This is a genomic window from Paenibacillus sp. TAB_01, from assembly GCF_043945595.1.
Classification (GTDB): Bacteria; Bacillota; Bacilli; order Paenibacillales; family NBRC-103111; genus Paenibacillus_S.
Window position 1 is genome coordinate 3,281,543 of sequence record NZ_JBIFNP010000001.1, and the last position, 18,277, is coordinate 3,299,819.

An 18,277-nucleotide genomic window follows, 5' to 3' on the forward strand; every position below is an offset into this window, starting at 1 on the left:
CTCCTATCGATTTCTTTGGAAATACGTCTCCAGCCTTCCGACAAGCAGTGATGACGGGTAGCTGAGCAGTAGAAACAAAACACCGACAAGCGTGAAAGCTTCCAGATACCGGAAGGAGCCTGAACCGATAGCTTTGGCGGTCTGCAGCAGCTCCACCAGCGTAATTGCCGACAAAAGCGGCGTTTCCTTGAACATCGTGATAAAGTAGTTCCCCATGACCGGAATGACCGGCGGCACGGCTTGAGGCAGTATAATGCGGAACCAGGTATGCCCCGGACTAAAATTTAACGCTTTGGAAGCCTCCCATTGCCCCCGCGGGATGGCTTCTATACCGGAGCGGAATACCTCCGACAAATAAGTGCTGTAGTGCAGTCCCAGTCCGACAACCCCTGCGGTAAAGGGGGACAAGGCAATGCCGTAGAGCGGCAGCGCATAAAACAGGATAAACAGCTGGACCAGCAGAGGCGTGCTGCGAATGAATTCGATCCATGCCCCGACAGGGTAGGAGAGCCATTTGCTCCGGGATCTACGGGCAAGCGCCAGCGGAAGCCCTAACAGGCAGGCGATCAAAAAACCGACGACCGTTGCCCCTATCGTTATCGGGAGTACCTTGAGCAGCTCCGGTAAAATTTGATACGCGTAACTCCAGTCCCACATCCTTTATGCCCGCCCCCTTACGGCTCTGCGCTCCGCCAAACGAATCGGCAGCGTGAAGGCATACGACAGAATGAAGTACAGAATGAGCATCAAGACGAAAATTTCCGGTGTCTTGGAGCTGTCGAAAGTGCGCAGCACCATACCCTGGTAGGTCAAGTCCATCAAGGTGATTAAATAGACGAGCGAGGTTCCTTTCAGCAGTTCAATCAGCAGATTCCCGAACGAGGGAAGCATGAGGACAAGCGCCTGAGGCAAAATGATGCGGCGGAGCCGGAGTGCCGGCTTCATATTTAAAGCGGTAGCTGCCTCGTATTGCCCGGCAGGCACGGAAAGGATGGAGCTGCGCACCACCTCGGAGCCGTACGCCCCGTAGTTCAGACCTAAAGCCAGCACGGCGGCGGCCATCGCCGGAATTTGAATGTCCAGCAGCATCGGAAGCGCGAAATAAAGCCAGAACAGCTGAACCAGCAGCGAGGTGCCGCGAAAAATTTCTACATATACCGCAGCCAAAGCTCGCACCAGGCGATAGCGGGATAATCGCAGCAGCCCTGCCGCGAAAGCTGCGGCTGCCGCCAGCACCATAGCCATGAGAGTGATTTCAAGGGTCACAAGAGCGCCCTTGGCCAAACTTGGAAGAAACGTTAGGATGGTGGATGAGTCGGCCATCATCTTAGCCCTTGGACAGCTCTTCGGCTGTCATCTCGCCGGGGAGCTCCTGCTCCGTAAAGCCGAACGGCTTTAAAATTTCGAGCAGCTCGCCTGACTTTTTCAGCTTATCCAGCTCCTGATTAAACGCTTCCCTGAAAGAGGTATCCTCCGTGCGGAATGCCGCGGCGCCGTAGCCTCTCACACTCTTGCCGTCAATCTCCGGCTGCTGGAAATCCATCACTCTCTCGATACTGCTGTCCTTCGACGATTCCAGCATCGCCTGCAGGGAAGGCCCGGTCATGGTCATCGCATCCACACGGCCCGCTTGCAGTGCGGCAACCGCAGATGGCTGATCCGGTACCGTAACGATCTGCTCCTTGGGCACGCCCGATTTCAATAGATAGTCATTTTCGATGGCGCCTACCATGACGGCTACCTTGGCTTCTTTATTGGCTGCAATATCCTTATAGCTATGTAATTGAAGCGGATTGCCCTGTTTTACTGCAATAGCTTCCCCGATGCTGTACTCCGGATTGGCAAAGGCGACTTCTTTGCTCCGCTCGGCATTGATAAACATTCCCGCCGTTATGATATCGAAGCGCTTCGCCTTTAAACCGGGGATTAAGGAGCCGAATTCCGTCAATACTCCGTTCATTTCATTGATCCCCATATTTTTCAGTATCACTCTGGCTACTTCTACCGCCTCACCGGTTAATTTGCCGTCAGGCGTAGCATAGGCGTACGGATTTTCATTCGCAAAGCCTACCGTCACAAATCCCTGTTTCTTCGCTTTTTCCAGCGTGCTTTCCTGTGCAGGCGGCGCTTCGCCGGTTGCCTGGGCTTGGTTTCCCGTACTTTGAGTACCGCACCCTGCTATGGTCACCGCGAGCAGCAGGCCAATCGAGCAGTTCAACCATTTCTTCATTTATAAACTCCTTTTCCCCTTTTTTTGGGGCCCCATATAAGGGTAACACGAACTACATGGGTTCTCACCCCCGGTTATCCAGTCCCAGAGTCCTTCAGCCCCGCTGTTCCTCCCTGAGGGAACATAAGCGGACCTATCCAAGAAAAACCTCCCATATCCTCCCAGATACTCTATAATTCGCTCGATTGCCAAAATAATAAAACAGAAGGAAATCGCAAATAATAGTTCTATTCGTGCGAAAGACCTGTATTTGTTTGTATTTTTGGTGCTTTTTAGTTAAAATTTTAGGAAGATCGTGGAATACGGTGTTTTATTGTTAAGTCATTAATCGGATAGTAACTCATAAGGGAGGATATCTGGATGGAGCATGGCGGAGGTTCGTTAGAAAGTCTGATTCTGGTCGTTACAATATCTTTTTTGCTCCCCATTCTCCTCTATCAGCTGCGATTAAGAGTTGTTCCCGTCGTTGTTGCAGAAATATTCGCAGGACTTCTCATCGGTAAAAGCGGCTTCAATCTTGTGACGAACGATCCATGGGTAGATCTTCTGTCACTGCTCGGATTCATTTACCTCATGTTTTTAAGCGGTCTGGAAATTGATTTTGGCACGTTTACAAAGAGTCAACGCAAGCAAAGGCACGTTTCGAGTAAGGAAATAAACCCTCTTTACGCGGCCATATTCATTTTTACTGGTATTTTTGCACTATCCGGAATTTTGTCTTGGGGATTGGTCGCTATGGGCCTGATCGACAGGATATTTTTAACAACCTTGATTATCGGAACCATTTCGCTCGGAGTTGTGGTACCTGTTTTGAAGGAAAGAAAAATGCTTGGGACAAGACTTGGTCAGACACTGCTGCTAGTTACAGTGCTCGCTGACTTTTTTACGATGATTATGTTAGCGTTTTATGTAAACTTCCTCTCCAGAAACATGTCCAAGCTGCTGCTTCTGCTGTTGTTTTTTGTACTCATTCTTCTTATTTATTTGCTGGTCAAAAGATTCGCCTCGGGGAAAGTGTTCCAAGTCTTGGGCGAGAGTTCGATTCAATTCGGTACCAGAGCTATTTTCACCCTGATTCTCGCAATAGTGTTTCTATCCGAAACCTTGGGCGTAGAGAATATTTTGGGAGCCTTTCTGGCAGGCGTCATTGTTTCCCTGCTTCGCCCCAAAAAAGAGTTCGTGCATCAGCTCGAATCGTTTGGCTATGGTTTTTTGATTCCTATTTTTTTCGTTATGGTGGGCGTCAGATTGGAATTGAAGTCTGTATTTAGCGATATGAAAGCGCTGATAGTCATTCCGCTGCTGCTTATTGTCATGTTTCTGGCCAAAATTATCCCTATGCTGCTGCTAAAGAGATGGTTTAATTGGCGCGAGGTCTTCAGCGCAGGCATTCTTCTTTCATCCAAGCTGAGCCTAGTGATTGCGGCGGCGACGCTGGCTTTGGATCTGCATATCATAAAAGAATCATTTCATGGGGCTCTCATACTGGTTGCGATTTTAAGCTGTCTTCTGTTCCCGGTGCTCTTTAATCAAGTGGCTCCAAAATTCAGCGAACGAAAACAGAAAATATCGATTATTGGGCTGAATCATATCACCATGCCGGTTGCGCAAAATTTAATGAATGAGGATATATATGAAATTCGCGTGTTTACTTCCCGCGGTGCCGAACGATTTCCATCACAACAGGAATCATCGCTTATTACTTTCCTGACCGACCTGAATGAAGCGGCATTAAGGGAGAATCGAGCCTTCGATGCCGATATCATCGCTATCGCGACGACGGACGATTCATTTAACGCTAGACTTACCCGCACCGTGGCTACGGAATCTGAGGGCAGAATTCTTGCGCGCATTGAAGCGCCGGAGCTTTACAGTCAGATGGCTGCTGAGGGCTTCGAGGTTTTTTCTACCTTGTATGCAGCCCGTACCGTGCTCAGAGCATTAATAGACAGCCCCGGTGCTCTAAAGCTCCTCTCCGAAGACGAAGGAACGATCTTCGAAGTGTCGGTCAGGCATTTGCCCTTCCGCACCACCTATCTTCGCCAGCTTCCTCGTCTGGACAATATACTGGTGCTTCGTATTTATCGCGGGCAATCGTATCTTATTCCGCATGGCAATACAGAGATACGCCTAGGAGATCTTTTATTGGTTAGCGGCAATGCGGAACAAGTGGAGGAGTTTCGTTCTTTAGTTACATAGCTGTGTTACACTAAACCAAATTTTTGAAAGGAGCATATGATGATTCATTATTGGCTCGTTCTGCTTGCCATTGCCGTAGCTATCGCTTTCCTGGCAGATAAATGGAGGCAGCCTTACCCTACTTTACTTGTGATTGCCGGATTGCTCCTGGGCTTGCTTCCGATTCCTGCATTGCATGAGATCAAAATGTATGTTGCATCGGATCAAGTGTTTCAAACAGCCGTTATCCTCATTTTTTTATCAGCGTTAATCGGAGACGCTGCGCTTAAGCTTCATTTTCAGGAGTTACGCGAAAGCAAACGTCCGATCTTACTGCTTTCACTGCTTGGCACGCTGCTCACCTTTATTTTTATTGCGGCGCTCTCCTATTATTTGATTGGTTTATCCCTGCAAAAAGCACTGGTCTTCGGGGCGCTTATGGCAGCCACAGACCCTGTGTCCGTATTAAGCATCTTCAAATCGATGGGTTTGAACAAGAAGCTGTCCGTCATTGTCGAAGGCGAAAGTCTTGCTAACGATGGCGTCGCCGTGGTGCTTTTCAAGATTGCCGTTGTGACAACCATGCTCAGCCTGTCCAGCGTCATGGACGGTTCCTGGCAGTTCGTCAAGGTTATTATCGGTGGCATTGCCATCGGGGTGGCCGGAGGGTATGTCGCTTCCAGGATTACCTCACGTATCGACAATTATTTGGTTGAAATCGGACTTTCTATTGTACTTTTCTATGGAGCCTTTGAACTGGCCGAAGCCTTTCACTTCTCCGGTGTGATTTCGGTTGTGTTTGCCGGCCTTCTACTCGGAACGTACGGGAAAAATATCGGCATGTCGGATTTGACTCATGAAAAAATGGACTCCTTCTGGGAAACCATCGCCTTTCTGGCCAATGCGCTGATTTTTCTGATGGTAGGCTTGGAAATCTCCAATATCGATTTTACCGACAAATGGCTGGAAATCGGCGGCAGCATTCTGATTGTACTGGTTTCAAGATTTATCGCGGTATATGTCAGTCTTCTTCTGGAACCGGGAAATTCCTGCCGCATGGAAGCCTATCATCGCCTGGGGCGGTCTGAAGGGCTCGCTGTCCATCGCTCTTATTCTAAGCATATCGCCAGCCTTCGAAGGGCGTGACCTGCTGCTTGCGATGACCTTCAGCAATGTTGTCTTCTCGCTCCTCGTGCAGGGAACCACCTTGAGTAAACTGGTCTCGCTCTTGAAGGTGAAATAACACGGGATTCGGTTTTGTAAAAGCGGCTTTACTTTTTTATTAGAAATACTTATAATTAGCATACATATTGGAAATGCCGGAGGAGCCTGTCACTAGACGGGCTCTTTTTGCATTTTTTATACATTTCAACAAGGAGGATTTATGGAACATCAGGCTATTTGGGCAATTGCCATCTTTTTAATTATTTATGTGCTTATTATTTCGGAAAAAATTCATAGGACCATCTTGGCTATGGTCGGAGCTATCCTCATGGTGATGCTTGGGATCGTCAGTCAAGAGACGGCGGTACATCATGTCGATTTCAATACGCTGGGGCTTCTTATAGGGATGATGATCATTGTAGGCATTACTTCCGAAACCGGACTATTTAAGTATGTTGCTTTGAAGGCGGCCAAGCTGGCCAAAGGCAACCCGAAGCGTATTCTCATCGCATTAGTCCTCATCACGGCTGTTGGCTCCGCTTTTCTGGATAATGTAATCACGGTGCTTCTCATGGTTCCGGTAACCTTCAGCATCACCCGGCAGCTGCGGGTTAACCCGACACCGTTTCTTATCACTCAGATCATAGCTTCCAACGTAGGCGGCACCGCTACCCTTATTGGAGATCCGCCGAACATTATGATCGGCAGCGCCGTGAAGGAGCTGACCTTTACCGATTTTATCAGCAACCTGACACCCATAGTTATCGTCATCATGCTGGTGTACGTCGGGCTGTTCCTCCTCCTGTTCGGGAAGCAAGTGAAGTCCACGCCCGAGCTGCAGCAAAGAATTATGGATATGGATGATAGTACGCTGATTACAGACCCCAAGCTGCTAAGAAAGTGTCTTGTCGTCCTCGGCTTAACCATCGCAGGCTTCTTCCTGCATCAGACGCTGCATCTTGAGTCTGCCACCGTTGCTTTAACCGGCGCCTTCCTGCTTCTCTTGTTAACCGGGGAATCGCGTCTTGAAAAAGCTTTTCACAGCGTCGAATGGATAACTATCTTTTTCTTCGTCGGGCTGTTTATTCTGGTCTCGGGTTTGGTCGAAACGGGTGTGATAGCAAAGCTCGCGGCGCAAGCAATCGAGGCGACGGGAGGTGATCCGCTGGCGACCTCGATGTTAATCCTGTGGGTTAGTGCGATTGCATCCGCATTTTTGGATAACATTCCTTTTGTTGCGACGATGATTCCGATGATTCTCGAAATGGGTACGATGGGGGTCACGAATCTGGAGCCCTTATGGTGGAGTCTTGCACTCGGAGCGTGTCTTGGAGGCAACGGGACGCTTGTCGGCGCTAGCGCCAATCTCATTGTAGCCGGGCTGGCAGGAAAAGAAGGGTATCCCATTACTTTTGTGAAATATTTAAAATACGGCTTTCCTCTCATGCTGATTTCGATTGTTCTATCCAGCGTGTATATTTATTTACGTTATTTCCTATAACCTCATGAAGGTGGCGAGTTCATTGTTAACGTACAAATACGACAATAAGTACATTGAGCTTCAGGAATCGGTTCAAGGGCAGGACATTGAGTTTCAGATTCGTATCATTGGCAGCGAAGCCGCGGATGCATCCATCCGCAAGGTTCAGGAGCATTTTGAAAACAATGAGATCATAACCGATGTCATGTTATACACCTACAAGAACCACACTTATCAATTCATTGTCAGACAGGATTATTATACGGACTTTATTTTGGCGCTAATGAAATACAAATTGCTGGTGAGTGTGGAATGGAAAGCTACTCTGTAGAAATAAAAAGCGGACCCGTTCTCCGTTAATGGGGCCGCTTTCCTCTTCCTCCACCATTTCCTCTACAGCTCTGCGAAACGCCCGCTCCTTCCTCCGTATATTCCTGGCCTCTTCATTCAAAGACTTCATTAGCGAAACACACATCAAGGCCATAATAAGCGAGAATGGCAAAGCCGTAACAATCGATGCCGTCTGTAAAGCGTCCAAGCCCTGACTCAGCAGCAAAACAAAAGCAATGGCGGATTGGGTCAATCCCCACGCGATCTTCACTTTCACGGATGGGTTCAGGCTGCCGCCGCTCGAGAACATGCCTAACACATAGGTTGCCGAATCGGCCGATGTAATGAAAAAAGTAATAATCAAAAGCAGCGAGATGAAAGCCAGCACGCTTCCAAAAGGCAGATGGTTTAAGGCAAAAAATAGAGCGGAGGTGACATCCTTACTTACGGCTTCGGACAGCTTGATTCCCTCCATGATTTGCTGATGCAGCCCGGTTCCGCCAAAAACCGAAAACCATATAAAGCTGAACAAGCTTGGAATAAAAAGAACGCCCAGGACAAATTCCTTGATCGTCCGTCCCTTGGACACCCTTGCAATAAACATACCGACAAAGGGTGCCCACGCGATCCACCAAGCCCAATAAAAAAGCGTCCAGTTGCTCACCCACGTACCCTGTGTAAATGGAGTCAGCCTGAGGCTCATTTGAATTAAATTCTGTAAATATCCTCCTACAGTGAGGGTAAAAGTATCCAGCAGGAATGAGGTAGGACCCAGGACGAACGTGCATACCAGCAATCCAAGCGCAACCAGCAGATTCGCGTTGCTCAGCAGTTTAATTCCGCGTTCCAAGCCGGTTGTTGCTGACAGCATATAGAGAACAGTCAATACTATCAGGATCACAATTTGTATACCTACTTGGTTCGGAACCCCCCAAATAAACCGCAGCCCCCCGTTGATCTGCAGTGTTCCGAGTCCGAGTGACGTCGCTACGCCAAAAGAAGTGGCGATAATGGCAAGAATATCGATACATTTGCCTAGTCCCCCGTTCACCTTCTCCCCGATCAGCGGGTAAAAGGTTTGACTAATAAGTCCCGATCGTTTCTTTCGAAACTGAAAATAGGCAAGAATAACTCCCACAACAGAATAAATGGCCCAGGGATGCAGTCCCCAGTGGAAAAAGGCATACCTCATAGCCAGCCTCGCTGCTTCAGCCGATTGGCTCTCCGCTCCTTGCGGTGGTGTCGTGTAGTGGGACACAGGCTCTGCAACGCCCCAGAAAACCAGACCAATCCCCATCCCCGCACTAAACAGCATAGCAAACCAGCTCATGTCCGAAAATTCCGGTTCATCTTCATCCCCACCGAGCCGGATGTGTCCATACTTGCTAAAAGCCAAGTAAATGACAAATATTAAAAACCCGAAGGTCGCAAATAAATAAAACCACCCAAAGTTACTTGTCGTGAATGCGAGAAATTGATCCGCCTGTTGAACAAGCCCTACAGGATTCAGCACTCCCCACAAGACGAAAGCAGCTATGATAACAATCGAAATGCCAAAAACCATAATACCCTCCAAAGATATGTTTCCCTTACATTTTCCTAAGGGTTTCCTGATTATTCGAATGAGTCCAACATAAATCGAAAAAGCTTAGGAGAATATAATGATCATTCAGTAAATGATCGGAGGTAATTAACACATGTGGAATATCGTTCTAAATTCCCTTTTCCTAGCAGTATTGGGCACTGTATTCCTACGATTCGCCGGCCGAAAGTCTTTAGCCCAAATGACAACACCGCAAATAGTGATTCTTTTAACCATTGGCTCGATACTCGGATCGGAGGTAGGCGGGAAAGGACTTGCCTACTCCCTTCTTGCTTCAGCTACGTTTATTGCTTTCCTGGTGGTTACGGAATGGGTGGCTTTGCATTGGAACCGTGCAGAAACGGTTTTAAAAGGGAAAGCTATTCCTGTTATCTTCGAGGGGACTTTGATCGTGGAGAATCTGAAGAAGCTTCGCATGACTGTAGATGATTTGGAGAAACGGCTTCGAATTGCAGGAATAGCCCGTTTCCAGGATGTGAAATCGGGCACGATTGAAGACAATGGCGAGTTCGGATACGAGTTAATGCCGCATGCCAAGCCGGTAACATTGAAAGACCTGGAAAGTCTATTGGGTGAAAAACTGAGCATGAACCCAGTCTCCCAAAATATTTTTTCCGAGGTAAACAATGGCCGCCATGACCACGACATACTCAAAACACTCCAATAATGAAAATAGCTGTTCTGTAAAATGACCTCCATTTTTCGTGGAGGTCGTTTGGCTGCCGATATACTATTATTAGCCCGCCATGGCTCTGCAAGCCTCAGCGCAGGTGAAGCAGGCTTCGGCGCATTGCTGACAATGCTGATGCGCATGCTTCCGGCATTCGTTCCCGCAAGCTTCACAAATTTCGGCACAGAGCCGACATATGCTTTTTGAATGGCTGCTGCCACGTGACATCATCATCGCAGCGAGAGCGCAAATATCGGCGCAATCCCGGTCCAGCCTGATACATTCCTTCATCATTCCTACGTTTTCTTCATTAAGGCATGCATCGTAGCAATGATTGCAGGCATGAATGCATTTCAAACATTCTTCGATACATTGCTGAACATATTCGTGTGACATGACAACCCCTCCTGAAAATAGAATCTTAATTAAATTACCCAATACTCCATATTATAAAAATGTATGATTTTGCGGCGGTGTCGGGGAGATGATAATTATTCATTCCGATAAAATAAGTTTAATGAAATAGGATTAATCCTTTAGCATTTTATACGCGAGGAGGTCTATTTCTAGATGAATACGACTTGGTGGAAGGAAGCGGCCGTTTATGAAATTTACCCGGCCAGCTTCAAGGATTCGAACGGTGACGGTATCGGCGACCTCCAGGGGGTGATTTCGAAACTGGATTACTTAAAGGAGCTTGGCATTGACGTGTTATGGCTCTGTCCGATTTATGAGTCTCCCGGGGAAGACAACGGTTACGACATTAGCGACTATTACGCTATTAATCCCCGTTTTGGGACAATGGAGGATTTCGACGAGCTTCTGAAGCAGGCGCATCAGCGGGGCTTGAAAATTATGATGGATCTCGTTCTGAACCATACCTCGGACAGGCATCCCTGGTTTAAGGAATCCAGATCGTCCAGACATAACTCGAAAAGAAGCTATTACATCTGGCGTCAAGGCGTCCATCACTTATACCCGAATAATTGGGAGTCGTATTTCAGCGGATCGGTCTGGGAGCACGATGACACAACCGACGAATACTACATGCACCTCTACTCCAAGTATCAGCCCGATCTCAATTGGGATAACGAGGAAATGGTGCATGAACTGTATAAAATGATTCGCTGGTGGCTGGAAAAAGGCGTTGACGGCTTCCGTTTCGACGCCATTGCGCATATTGTCAAGGCAAAAGGGTATCCGAACGCCGAGAATCCGCAGCATCTTCCCGTCGTTCAGGCTTATCAGCTTTTTTCAAATCTGGAGAAGGTGCACCTGATGCTTCGCAAGCTGAACGATGAGGTGCTGATGAATTACGATATTATGACGGTGGGCGAAACCTCGGGGCTTGGCCCGGAGCAGGCGCTAGCCTATGTAGGGGATGAACGTCACGAGCTCAATATGGTGTTTCAATTTGAGCATATGACATTGGATGCCGCTTCCGCGGGAACGGGCAAATGGGAGCTGCGTCCGTGGACGCTGCTGGAGCTTAAAAAGATTTTCAGCCGGTGGCAGACAACCCTGCATCAACAAGGCTGGAATGCGAATTACTTGGGAAATCACGATCAGCCAAGACCCGTGTCCCGATTTGGCAACGCTACTCGGTACCGGGTCGAATCTGCGAAAATGCTGGCTACCTTTATGATGACTTTGGAGGGAACGCCTTATATTTATCAAGGGGAAGAAATCGGGATGACGAATGCGGCTTTCGAGGAGATCGACGACTATCGAGACGTCGAAACATTGAATTACTATGAGTATGCCAAGCTTCAAGGAAAGCCGGTAAAGGATACGATGGCGGCGATTTGGGCCAAAAGCCGGGATAATGCCCGAACGCCCATGCAATGGGATGCCGGCCCTAACGCTGGCTTCACTTCCGGCAAGCCGTGGATTCGGATCCATGACAATTATATGGAGGTCAATACCGAATCGGCGATGAAGGCACCCCCATTCCATTTACCATTATTACCGTAAGCTCCTAGCGCTTCGCAAAAGCCACAAAGTCATGGTTTATGGAGAATACAAGCTTTTGCTGCCGCTTGATCCGGAGTTATATGTATATACCCGTACATGGCAGGAGGAGACGCTTCTGGTCATTTTGAATTTTTCCGAAGACACCCCCGTCTTTGAATGGCCTGACGAGCTTGACAGAGCATCCTCAGAGCTGCTGATTGCCAATTACGAGCCGCTTAGGGATGAAGATCATAAGAAATTTAAGCTCATGCCCTATGAGGCCCGAGTCTATAGACTGGTATAACCAGCCGCCTTTGAGAAAATAATACGAATACAGGTGCGGAGACCGCATGGGCACAGGCACCGCTGAACGCTGAATTTCTTAACTGAAACAGCTTGTCTTCATTGTTGCAGAGGCGCCTATACCGGGAAAAATCAAGGATCGTTTAATCAAAATATACATTGATCATAGCCCAATTGCTTTTATTGATAAAACGTATGATCCCCGATCTTTACCGTGACCTTAGCATGGCGGTTCGGGACATGCGCGGCGGTTTTTAGCTCCGCAAAATATAAGGATCCGTTCGTCGGATCACTGCCGTTTAAAGCATCTTCAACCGCCCGAATCGCTGTTTGCGTTGCGGGCTTCTTGATTTGACCGTTTTTCACAGGCGAAAACTGGTATACTTTTCCGTTATTGGCGTTAATGACGCCCGGAATCGTTTCAGGAAACTTGCCTGATTCCGTCCTGTTTAGAACAACAGCAGCTACCGCTACCTGACCTAAATATGGCTGATTTCTTGCTTCGGCTGTAACAAGCCTTGCAAGTAACTCCTTATCACTGTCTGAAATACTTTTCTTTTCAGTCGTTGGGCTTAGATTAGGAGTTTCCAATTTCGGAGAAGAGTCTGGAGCTTTCGTACTGGGTTCAGGTTGTTGTTTCGGCGCTTCTGCAACCGGTTCGGCAACGGGGCCGGCGGCAGGGGCTGCACTCAACATCGTTACTTTTTTCACCTTTTCCATGGTCAGCTTCCGGTCCGTCAACGAATTGGCAACCTGATTTCCGCTTTCCTTCTGAATAAACGTACTGCTAGGCAATGACACTTCGGAAATTGCTTGCTTATTCACTACCATCATTCTTGAATCTGCATGCTTTGCAGGAACGATAAGGAAGACGGAAATGATGACGGTCAGCAGAGTAGCAAATCTTACTGCTGGCTTTCTCATTCTATCACCCCATTTCGTAAACCACACTTATCTATTAAAAGTAATAAGCAGCGATTTGTCACTAGAGGATTATTGGTTCTGCTGGTAAATTGTTCATAAATTATACCTTGTCCGCAGGACTCTGAAACGCTTACAAAAACATGCGAAAAAGATCTAAACGAGAAAACTGATATGGTGCGCACCCATACGTAAGTGCATGAGGAGGGAATGGATATGGGGGTTACAGCCGCTCTTGAAATCGTGTTCTATTGATTAGACTAAAAGGTATGACCACGATTTCAAATGCGGCCCGTAAACTTCTCACCCCATATATCCATTTCCGCTTCTGTTCTACTGCTTGCTCTCTTCTACTTTCCTTTGGCTTAAGTAATCTTAAGTTATCTAATTGGAATACATGGTTTTTGATTTATCCAGGCTCCTGATTTCCGTCAATGTATGCGTAAGAGCGACTGAAAATAACAGAATCAGGCCTGTAATCCAAAAGATGCCGTGTATCGACCATACGCTCGCGATCATGCCTCCGATCATAGGTCCAATCATATTACCTGTCTGGGATGCGGTATTATTGAGACTAAAGGCTCTCCCCCGAAAATCGCTTGTCGTATACCGGATAATCAGCCCGTTCAGGCAATGGACCGACCGCACAATAAAACGCTCCGTAAATAAACCGTGTAATCGAAAAGCCCCAAATATTATGAAAGGCGATCTGTGCAAACGTACCTAGCGCGCCTCCTATGAGAGCAATCAGGAGGACGCTGCGGAATCCAACCTTGTCCGCCAGCTTCCCCCACCTCGTGGCGAAGAGAATTCCGGCAATGCCTGCAAGCGAGAAAATAAAGCCGGCCAGGAACGAGGAATTGTCGGCGGAACCGCCAAGCTCGATGACATAGAGCGTAATGACCGGTTCAATGGTCATTACCGCTACGGACGTTAACACCGTTAGAAGCAGCACCATCGTCAGAGCCCGATTCGAGGCAACAATTTTAAAAGCCCCGAAGACGGACACCCTCTCTTTGCTCAAGCCGACCTTTTTTTCCGTCACCAGAAAAAGAACGAGCAGTGTCGAAAAAAGAATTAAAAACCCGGCACTGGCGAAGGCCGCGCGACTATCGACGAGCTTCGATATGACGCCCCCAAGCAGCGGCCCCATAATGCGGCCCGACGCCATGGCGGTCGAAATGGTGGTCAGCGCATAACCCGCTTTCTCTTCCGGCGTGTTCGTTCCGATCAATGCGATAATTGCGGGTATATACCCTGCCAGGAGCCCGTGGAAAATTCTAAGCGCAAGCAGCTGATATGGATTCGTGACAATCGATGTGAGCGTAAATACGATGAAGAGGACAAGCCCTGCGCGTATAATCATCTTTTTTCTTCCGTACCGGTCCGCCAGAGAGCCTAAATAGGGCGAGGTGAGAGCGCTTGCCAAAAAGGTAGAGCTGAATAAAACGCCGGTTCACAGCTCCGTATGCTCATGTACTCCCATTTGAAGCAGGAACAGCGGTAAGAACGGGATCACCATCGTCAAACTGGCCGATCCGATAAAGGACGCAATCCATAATACCCATAGATTCCTTTTCCAAGCTTCCATGCGCTTCCCCATTTCTATTTATATTCATTTTTAGTATTTATTTACATTTAATGGACGCAGCTAGCCATGCATAGCTTCTGTAACACGAATTACAGAAGCTATGCTTGCTATTTTTTTGAAACGGATTAATACAAGTGGCAGGCGACAAACTGCTCCGGCATAACCTCCTGAAGCTCGGGCCGGATCTCCCCGCACTTCACCATCGCTTTCGGACAGCGGGTATGGAAGGCGCAGCCTGAAGGCGGCTTAGCGGGACTTGGCACATCTCCGGTCAGAACAATGCGTTCGCGCCTGGCCTTGCGGCTGACTTCCGGCGCTGCAGATAGAAGCGACTGAGAATAAGGATGGAGCGGCGAGCTGTAAAGCTGGGACCTGGAAGCAACCTCCACCATTCGGCCCAGATACATGACCCCTACTCTATGGCTCACATGTTTAACGACAGACAAGTTATGGGAGATAAACAAGTAGGATAAACCGAATTGTTCACGCAGATCGTCCAACAGATTAATAATTTGCGCCTGAATGGACACATCCAATGCAGAGACCGCTTCGTCCAGCACCATCAGCTTGGGGTTCAAGATTAACGCGCGGGCTATCGCAATACGCTGACGCTGTCCTCCCGAGAACTCGTGCGGATGCTTCAAGCTGGCTTCCTGCGGCAGTCCGACGACATTTAATAAATAGGAGACCCGTTCCCTGACTTCCGCCTGACTCACCCTTGCGTTTACCTCAAGCGGCTCCGCGATGATCGATCCGACATTCATTCTGGGGTTTAATGAGGAAAAGGGATCTTGAAATACCATCTGGAAGTTTTGCCGTATTTGCCGCAGCCGGGCCCCCTTCATCCGGGTAATATCCTGCCCGTCAAACATAATGGAGCCCTCTGTCGGATCGTACAGGCGCATGATAACCCGCCCGGTTGTCGACTTCCCGCAGCCCGATTCTCCGACTAATCCAAGCGTCTCCCCCCTGCGGATGCCGAAGGAAATATCGTCGACCGCCTTCACCTCACCTATTTTACGCTGCAAAACGCCGCCTGTAATAGGAAAATACATTTTGACATTCCGTACTTCCAACAAATAATGGTTGTCTTCGCCGGTTCGGATATCGTTCTGCTGTTCCAGGATCATTGTGCAGCCTCCTCTTGTCTTGTTCTAAACCAGATCGCAGCGGACCAAATGTCCCGGACTCAGCTCGCGCAGCTCCGGAAGCTGGTTAAAGCAGCTGCTCCGCGCCGCCGAGCAGCGCTCCGCAAACCGGCAGCCCGGCGGGAAGTTCGCTGCGCTCGGTACGGTGCCCGGGATGGCCGTCAGCCGGTCGTTCTCTTCCGTCATCGAAGGAATGGAACCCATCAAGGCAAGCGTATACGGATGAAGCGGCTGATCGAACACGATATCCGCCGATCCCGATTCAACGATTTGACCGGCATACATGACCACCATGTCGTCAGCCAATTCCGCCACAACGCCAAGATCGTGGGTGATAAAAATGATTGAGGTCCCCTTCTCGTCCTTCAAACGCCGCATCAAATCCAGCACTTGAGCCTGAATGGTGACATCCAATGCGGTGGTCGGCTCGTCGGCAATCAGCAATTTCGGCTCGCACGCCATCATCATGGCGATCATCACCCTTTGACGCATCCCGCCGGACAGCTGGTGAGGGTAGGAATCGACAATAATCTCCGCCTTGGGGAAGCCTACGCTGCGAAGCTGTTGTATCGCAATAGCACGCGCTTCGCGCCGTGACAGCTTCCGGTGCCTCAACAGCACCTCGATGATTTGCTCCCCGATTTTGAACAACGGATTCAGGCCGGTCATCGGCTCTTGGAAAATCATCGCAATTTTATTGCCCCGCAGGTCGGACAGCTGCTCCTCACTCAGCTGCACCAGATCTTCGCCGTCGAACAAGACCTCGCCGTCTACGATACGGCCATGTGCACCCGGTACCAATCCCATGATGGACAGAGACGTCATGCTTTTGCCGCTCCCCGATTCGCCGACGATGCACAGCACTCTTCCCGGTTTCACCTCGAAATCTACACCGTCAACCGCTCGAATCACACTTTTTTCATTATAGAAAAAGGTTTTTAAGTTGCGCACCTTGAGCAAGGCTTCCATATCGCAGCACCGCCTTTTTATCGGATTTGTACGATTCTCAGCGCTGAACCGAACTTAAAGCAGCAGCCTTCAAGCTTTCCGAATCGGACGTAAACGCTTTGGATCTCATGTTATACAAAGCCCCTTCCAATACATGCGCAGGGGAAGTCGTCGCCGTGCAGTCGCTCAGGAGAATGTTATCGTACCCGAGGAAGGAAGCATCCTGCAGCGTGGCCATTACGCATTGATCGGTGTTCACACCGGCAAAAAACAATGTATTGATGCCGTTCGCCCGCAAGGTTTGCTCCAATAGAGTGCCGGGAAAACCGCTGATGCGGTATTTATCCACCCAATAGTCGCTTTCCTCGTACGATGACTTCAGCTCATCCACGATATCGGCCGACCAGGAATCTTTAACGAGCGTTAAGCCTAGATCCTTAGGCAAGGGCTGCCCAAGGCCGGGACGACCGCTTCGCTGCCAGGAATAAAGAAGACTTGGCGGCAGATTCGCGGAATCGGGCCTGTTTCCCCAATTGACCCATACAATCTGCATGCCCAATTGACGGCAGCTGCTGACAGTCGAAGTAATCGCCGGAACCAGCTTCAACGCTCCTTCCGGACGTTCGAGCAGCGGAGAGCAGAAATAGTTTTGCATATCAATAATGATAAAGGCCGAGCGCTTCGGATCGAACTGCAGCGTACGGTCACTCATTCATGGGGATGGTTACCGTTTCGGCCGCTCCGCGACTAATGTCAAAATGATCACCCTCTACGATCCAATAATTCGTTCTGTTTCCAAATTTCATATCCCATTCCTCCGTTTTATCGTTATTTAGATGAACGCAGATTAATTGCCTTTGACTTTCGAATGCGGGTCGAATTCATCGCGGATGCCTTCGCCCAATAAGGTAAACGCCAGAACCAGCAGGAAGATAGCCAAACCGGGAGCGAACGAGATCCATGGCGCTTGCGTTAGAAATAAGGTGCCGCTCTGCAGCATTTCGCCCCAGCTCGGAAACGGCGGCGGCGTTCCCAGCCCCAAGTACGACAGGCTCGCCACGACCATAATCGCATGGCCGATATTCAGGTTACAGGCTACGGTCAGAGATGTAGTCGCGTTCGGCAAAATATGGCGAAGAAGAATGCGCAGCGTCGGTACGCCGTGGCTTTTGGCCGCCTGCACGAACTCTCTGTCACGCAGAGCCAGCACCTGGCCTCTTGTGATTCGAATAAACTGGGGAGCCATAATAATGGAGACGGCAAGACAGGCATTAAGAAAAGAAGGCCCTAATATGAAGGAAAGTGCCATCGTCAGCACCAAGCCCGGGAAGGCCAAGCCCGCATCGACAATTCGCATCAGCACCTCATCAATCCAGCCGCCGTAATATCCGGCAGCCAATCCAAGCGGAACGCCGATCAATACGGCAATGGCCACGATAACCATTCCAGAGCCAAGCGATTCTCTCGCTCCCCAGACGACCCGGCTGAAGATGTCCCGCCCTAAATTGTCCGTGCCGAACAGATGGGCCGCACTCGGCGGTTTAAGCGCAGTCGAGAAATCCGTGGCGAACGGTGAATAAGGAACGAAATAAGGCAGAATCAGCGCTGCTGCTATGAATCCGATGACCATGGTCAATCCGGACATAATCAGCTTATTTTTCCATATTTTTCGGAGCAAAACATATTGTCTTCGTATCGGCTTCACCTGACCGACTTCAAGCTCTGATCTCGTTAAATCCATCGACATGGTTTATTGTC

Annotated in this window: 19 protein-coding genes and 1 pseudogene; 7 read left to right on the plus strand and 13 right to left on the minus strand. The window is 49.0% G+C overall.

What is annotated here, in order from left to right:
• Positions 1-3 precede the first annotated feature (3 nt).
• The 3 genes from ehuD to ehuB are packed head-to-tail and all read right to left on the minus strand — an operon-like array spanning position 4 to position 2,230.
• Positions 4-657 carry an ectoine/hydroxyectoine ABC transporter permease subunit EhuD gene (gene ehuD / locus ACHHV8_RS15760; RefSeq protein WP_395159476.1) on the minus strand — a complete coding sequence of 218 codons (654 nt, stop codon included), beginning with the start codon at positions 655-657 and terminating at the stop codon, positions 4-6.
• Positions 658-660: 3 nt separating this feature from the next.
• Complete coding sequence (ehuC, locus tag ACHHV8_RS15765) at positions 661-1,326, minus strand: ectoine/hydroxyectoine ABC transporter permease subunit EhuC (protein WP_395159478.1); 666 nt, start codon at positions 1,324-1,326, stop codon at positions 661-663.
• A gap of 1 nt (position 1,327) precedes the next feature.
• Positions 1,328-2,230, minus strand: a complete 903-nt coding sequence (gene ehuB / locus ACHHV8_RS15770) for an ectoine/hydroxyectoine ABC transporter substrate-binding protein EhuB (protein ID WP_395159480.1) — start codon at positions 2,228-2,230, stop codon at positions 1,328-1,330.
• Between the two features lie 360 nt (positions 2,231-2,590).
• Between ehuB and ACHHV8_RS15775 the strand changes: the two genes are divergently transcribed.
• The 5 genes from ACHHV8_RS15775 (at position 2,591) to ACHHV8_RS15795 (ending at position 7,383) form a co-directional block, all read left to right on the plus strand.
• Complete coding sequence (locus tag ACHHV8_RS15775; protein WP_395159482.1) at positions 2,591-4,429, plus strand: cation:proton antiporter domain-containing protein; 1,839 nt, start codon at positions 2,591-2,593, stop codon at positions 4,427-4,429.
• Positions 4,430-4,465: 36 nt separating this feature from the next.
• Complete coding sequence (locus ACHHV8_RS15780) at positions 4,466-5,554, plus strand: cation:proton antiporter (protein WP_395159484.1); 1,089 nt, start codon at positions 4,466-4,468, stop codon at positions 5,552-5,554.
• Entirely contained in the window at positions 5,475-5,651 is a 177-nt protein-coding gene (locus ACHHV8_RS15785) for a hypothetical protein (RefSeq protein WP_395163526.1), read from the plus strand. The genes ACHHV8_RS15780 and ACHHV8_RS15785 overlap by 80 nt, the downstream gene beginning before the upstream one ends.
• 141 nt (positions 5,652-5,792) lie before the next feature.
• Positions 5,793-7,073, plus strand: coding sequence for an ArsB/NhaD family transporter (locus tag ACHHV8_RS15790; protein WP_395159486.1), 1,281 nt, complete (start codon positions 5,793-5,795; stop codon positions 7,071-7,073).
• A gap of 22 nt (positions 7,074-7,095) precedes the next feature.
• A complete protein-coding gene (locus ACHHV8_RS15795) occupies positions 7,096-7,383 on the plus strand; it encodes a hypothetical protein (protein WP_395159488.1) in 288 nt (95 codons plus the stop codon).
• On the opposite strand, the gene ACHHV8_RS15800 is transcribed toward ACHHV8_RS15795, so the two are convergent.
• A complete protein-coding gene (locus tag ACHHV8_RS15800) occupies positions 7,333-8,946 on the minus strand; it encodes a glycine betaine uptake BCCT transporter (RefSeq protein WP_395159490.1) in 1,614 nt (537 codons plus the stop codon). The two genes, ACHHV8_RS15795 and ACHHV8_RS15800, sit on opposite strands and share 51 nt — an antisense overlap.
• Positions 8,947-9,079: 133 nt before the next feature.
• Between ACHHV8_RS15800 and ACHHV8_RS15805 the strand changes: the two genes are divergently transcribed.
• Positions 9,080-9,652: a DUF421 domain-containing protein gene (locus ACHHV8_RS15805; protein WP_395159492.1), complete on the plus strand. Its 573-nt coding sequence runs from the start codon at positions 9,080-9,082 to the stop codon at positions 9,650-9,652.
• Between the two features lie 69 nt (positions 9,653-9,721).
• On the opposite strand, the gene ACHHV8_RS15810 is transcribed toward ACHHV8_RS15805, so the two are convergent.
• Entirely contained in the window at positions 9,722-10,051 is a 330-nt protein-coding gene (locus tag ACHHV8_RS15810; RefSeq protein ID WP_395163527.1) for a four-helix bundle copper-binding protein, read from the minus strand.
• A 174-nt stretch (positions 10,052-10,225) separates the two neighbouring features.
• On the opposite strand from ACHHV8_RS15810, the pseudogene ACHHV8_RS15815 reads away from it, so the two are divergent.
• A pseudogene (locus tag ACHHV8_RS15815) lies at positions 10,226-11,912 on the plus strand (glycoside hydrolase family 13 protein).
• A gap of 179 nt (positions 11,913-12,091) precedes the next feature.
• Here the strand turns inward: ACHHV8_RS15815 and ACHHV8_RS15820 are convergent.
• The 8 genes from ACHHV8_RS15820 to ACHHV8_RS15855 all read right to left on the minus strand — a co-directional run bounded on the left by ACHHV8_RS15820 (position 12,092) and on the right by ACHHV8_RS15855 (position 18,266).
• Positions 12,092-12,835, minus strand: coding sequence for a cell wall hydrolase (locus ACHHV8_RS15820; RefSeq protein ID WP_395159494.1), 744 nt, complete (start codon positions 12,833-12,835; stop codon positions 12,092-12,094).
• Positions 12,836-13,216: 381 nt separating this feature from the next.
• A complete protein-coding gene (locus ACHHV8_RS15825) occupies positions 13,217-13,480 on the minus strand; it encodes an MFS transporter (protein WP_395159496.1) in 264 nt (87 codons plus the stop codon).
• Positions 13,407-14,261: an MFS transporter gene (locus ACHHV8_RS15830; protein WP_395159498.1), complete on the minus strand. Its 855-nt coding sequence runs from the start codon at positions 14,259-14,261 to the stop codon at positions 13,407-13,409. The genes ACHHV8_RS15825 and ACHHV8_RS15830 overlap by 74 nt, the downstream gene beginning before the upstream one ends.
• 27 nt (positions 14,262-14,288) lie before the next feature.
• The gene (locus tag ACHHV8_RS15835) at positions 14,289-14,423 is read right to left on the minus strand and encodes a hypothetical protein (RefSeq protein ID WP_395159500.1); all 135 of its coding nucleotides are present in this window, start codon (positions 14,421-14,423) and stop codon (positions 14,289-14,291) included.
• A 125-nt stretch (positions 14,424-14,548) separates the two neighbouring features.
• The gene (locus ACHHV8_RS15840; RefSeq protein WP_395159502.1) at positions 14,549-15,553 is read right to left on the minus strand and encodes an ABC transporter ATP-binding protein; all 1,005 of its coding nucleotides are present in this window, start codon (positions 15,551-15,553) and stop codon (positions 14,549-14,551) included.
• A 24-nt stretch (positions 15,554-15,577) separates the two neighbouring features.
• Entirely contained in the window at positions 15,578-16,540 is a 963-nt protein-coding gene (locus ACHHV8_RS15845) for an ABC transporter ATP-binding protein (RefSeq protein ID WP_395159504.1), read from the minus strand.
• A 37-nt stretch (positions 16,541-16,577) separates the two neighbouring features.
• Positions 16,578-17,231, minus strand: a complete 654-nt coding sequence (locus tag ACHHV8_RS15850; protein ID WP_395159506.1) for a cysteine hydrolase family protein — start codon at positions 17,229-17,231, stop codon at positions 16,578-16,580.
• A 135-nt stretch (positions 17,232-17,366) separates the two neighbouring features.
• Complete coding sequence (locus ACHHV8_RS15855; protein ID WP_395159508.1) at positions 17,367-18,266, minus strand: ABC transporter permease; 900 nt, start codon at positions 18,264-18,266, stop codon at positions 17,367-17,369.
• Between the last annotated feature and the right edge of the window lie 11 nt (positions 18,267-18,277).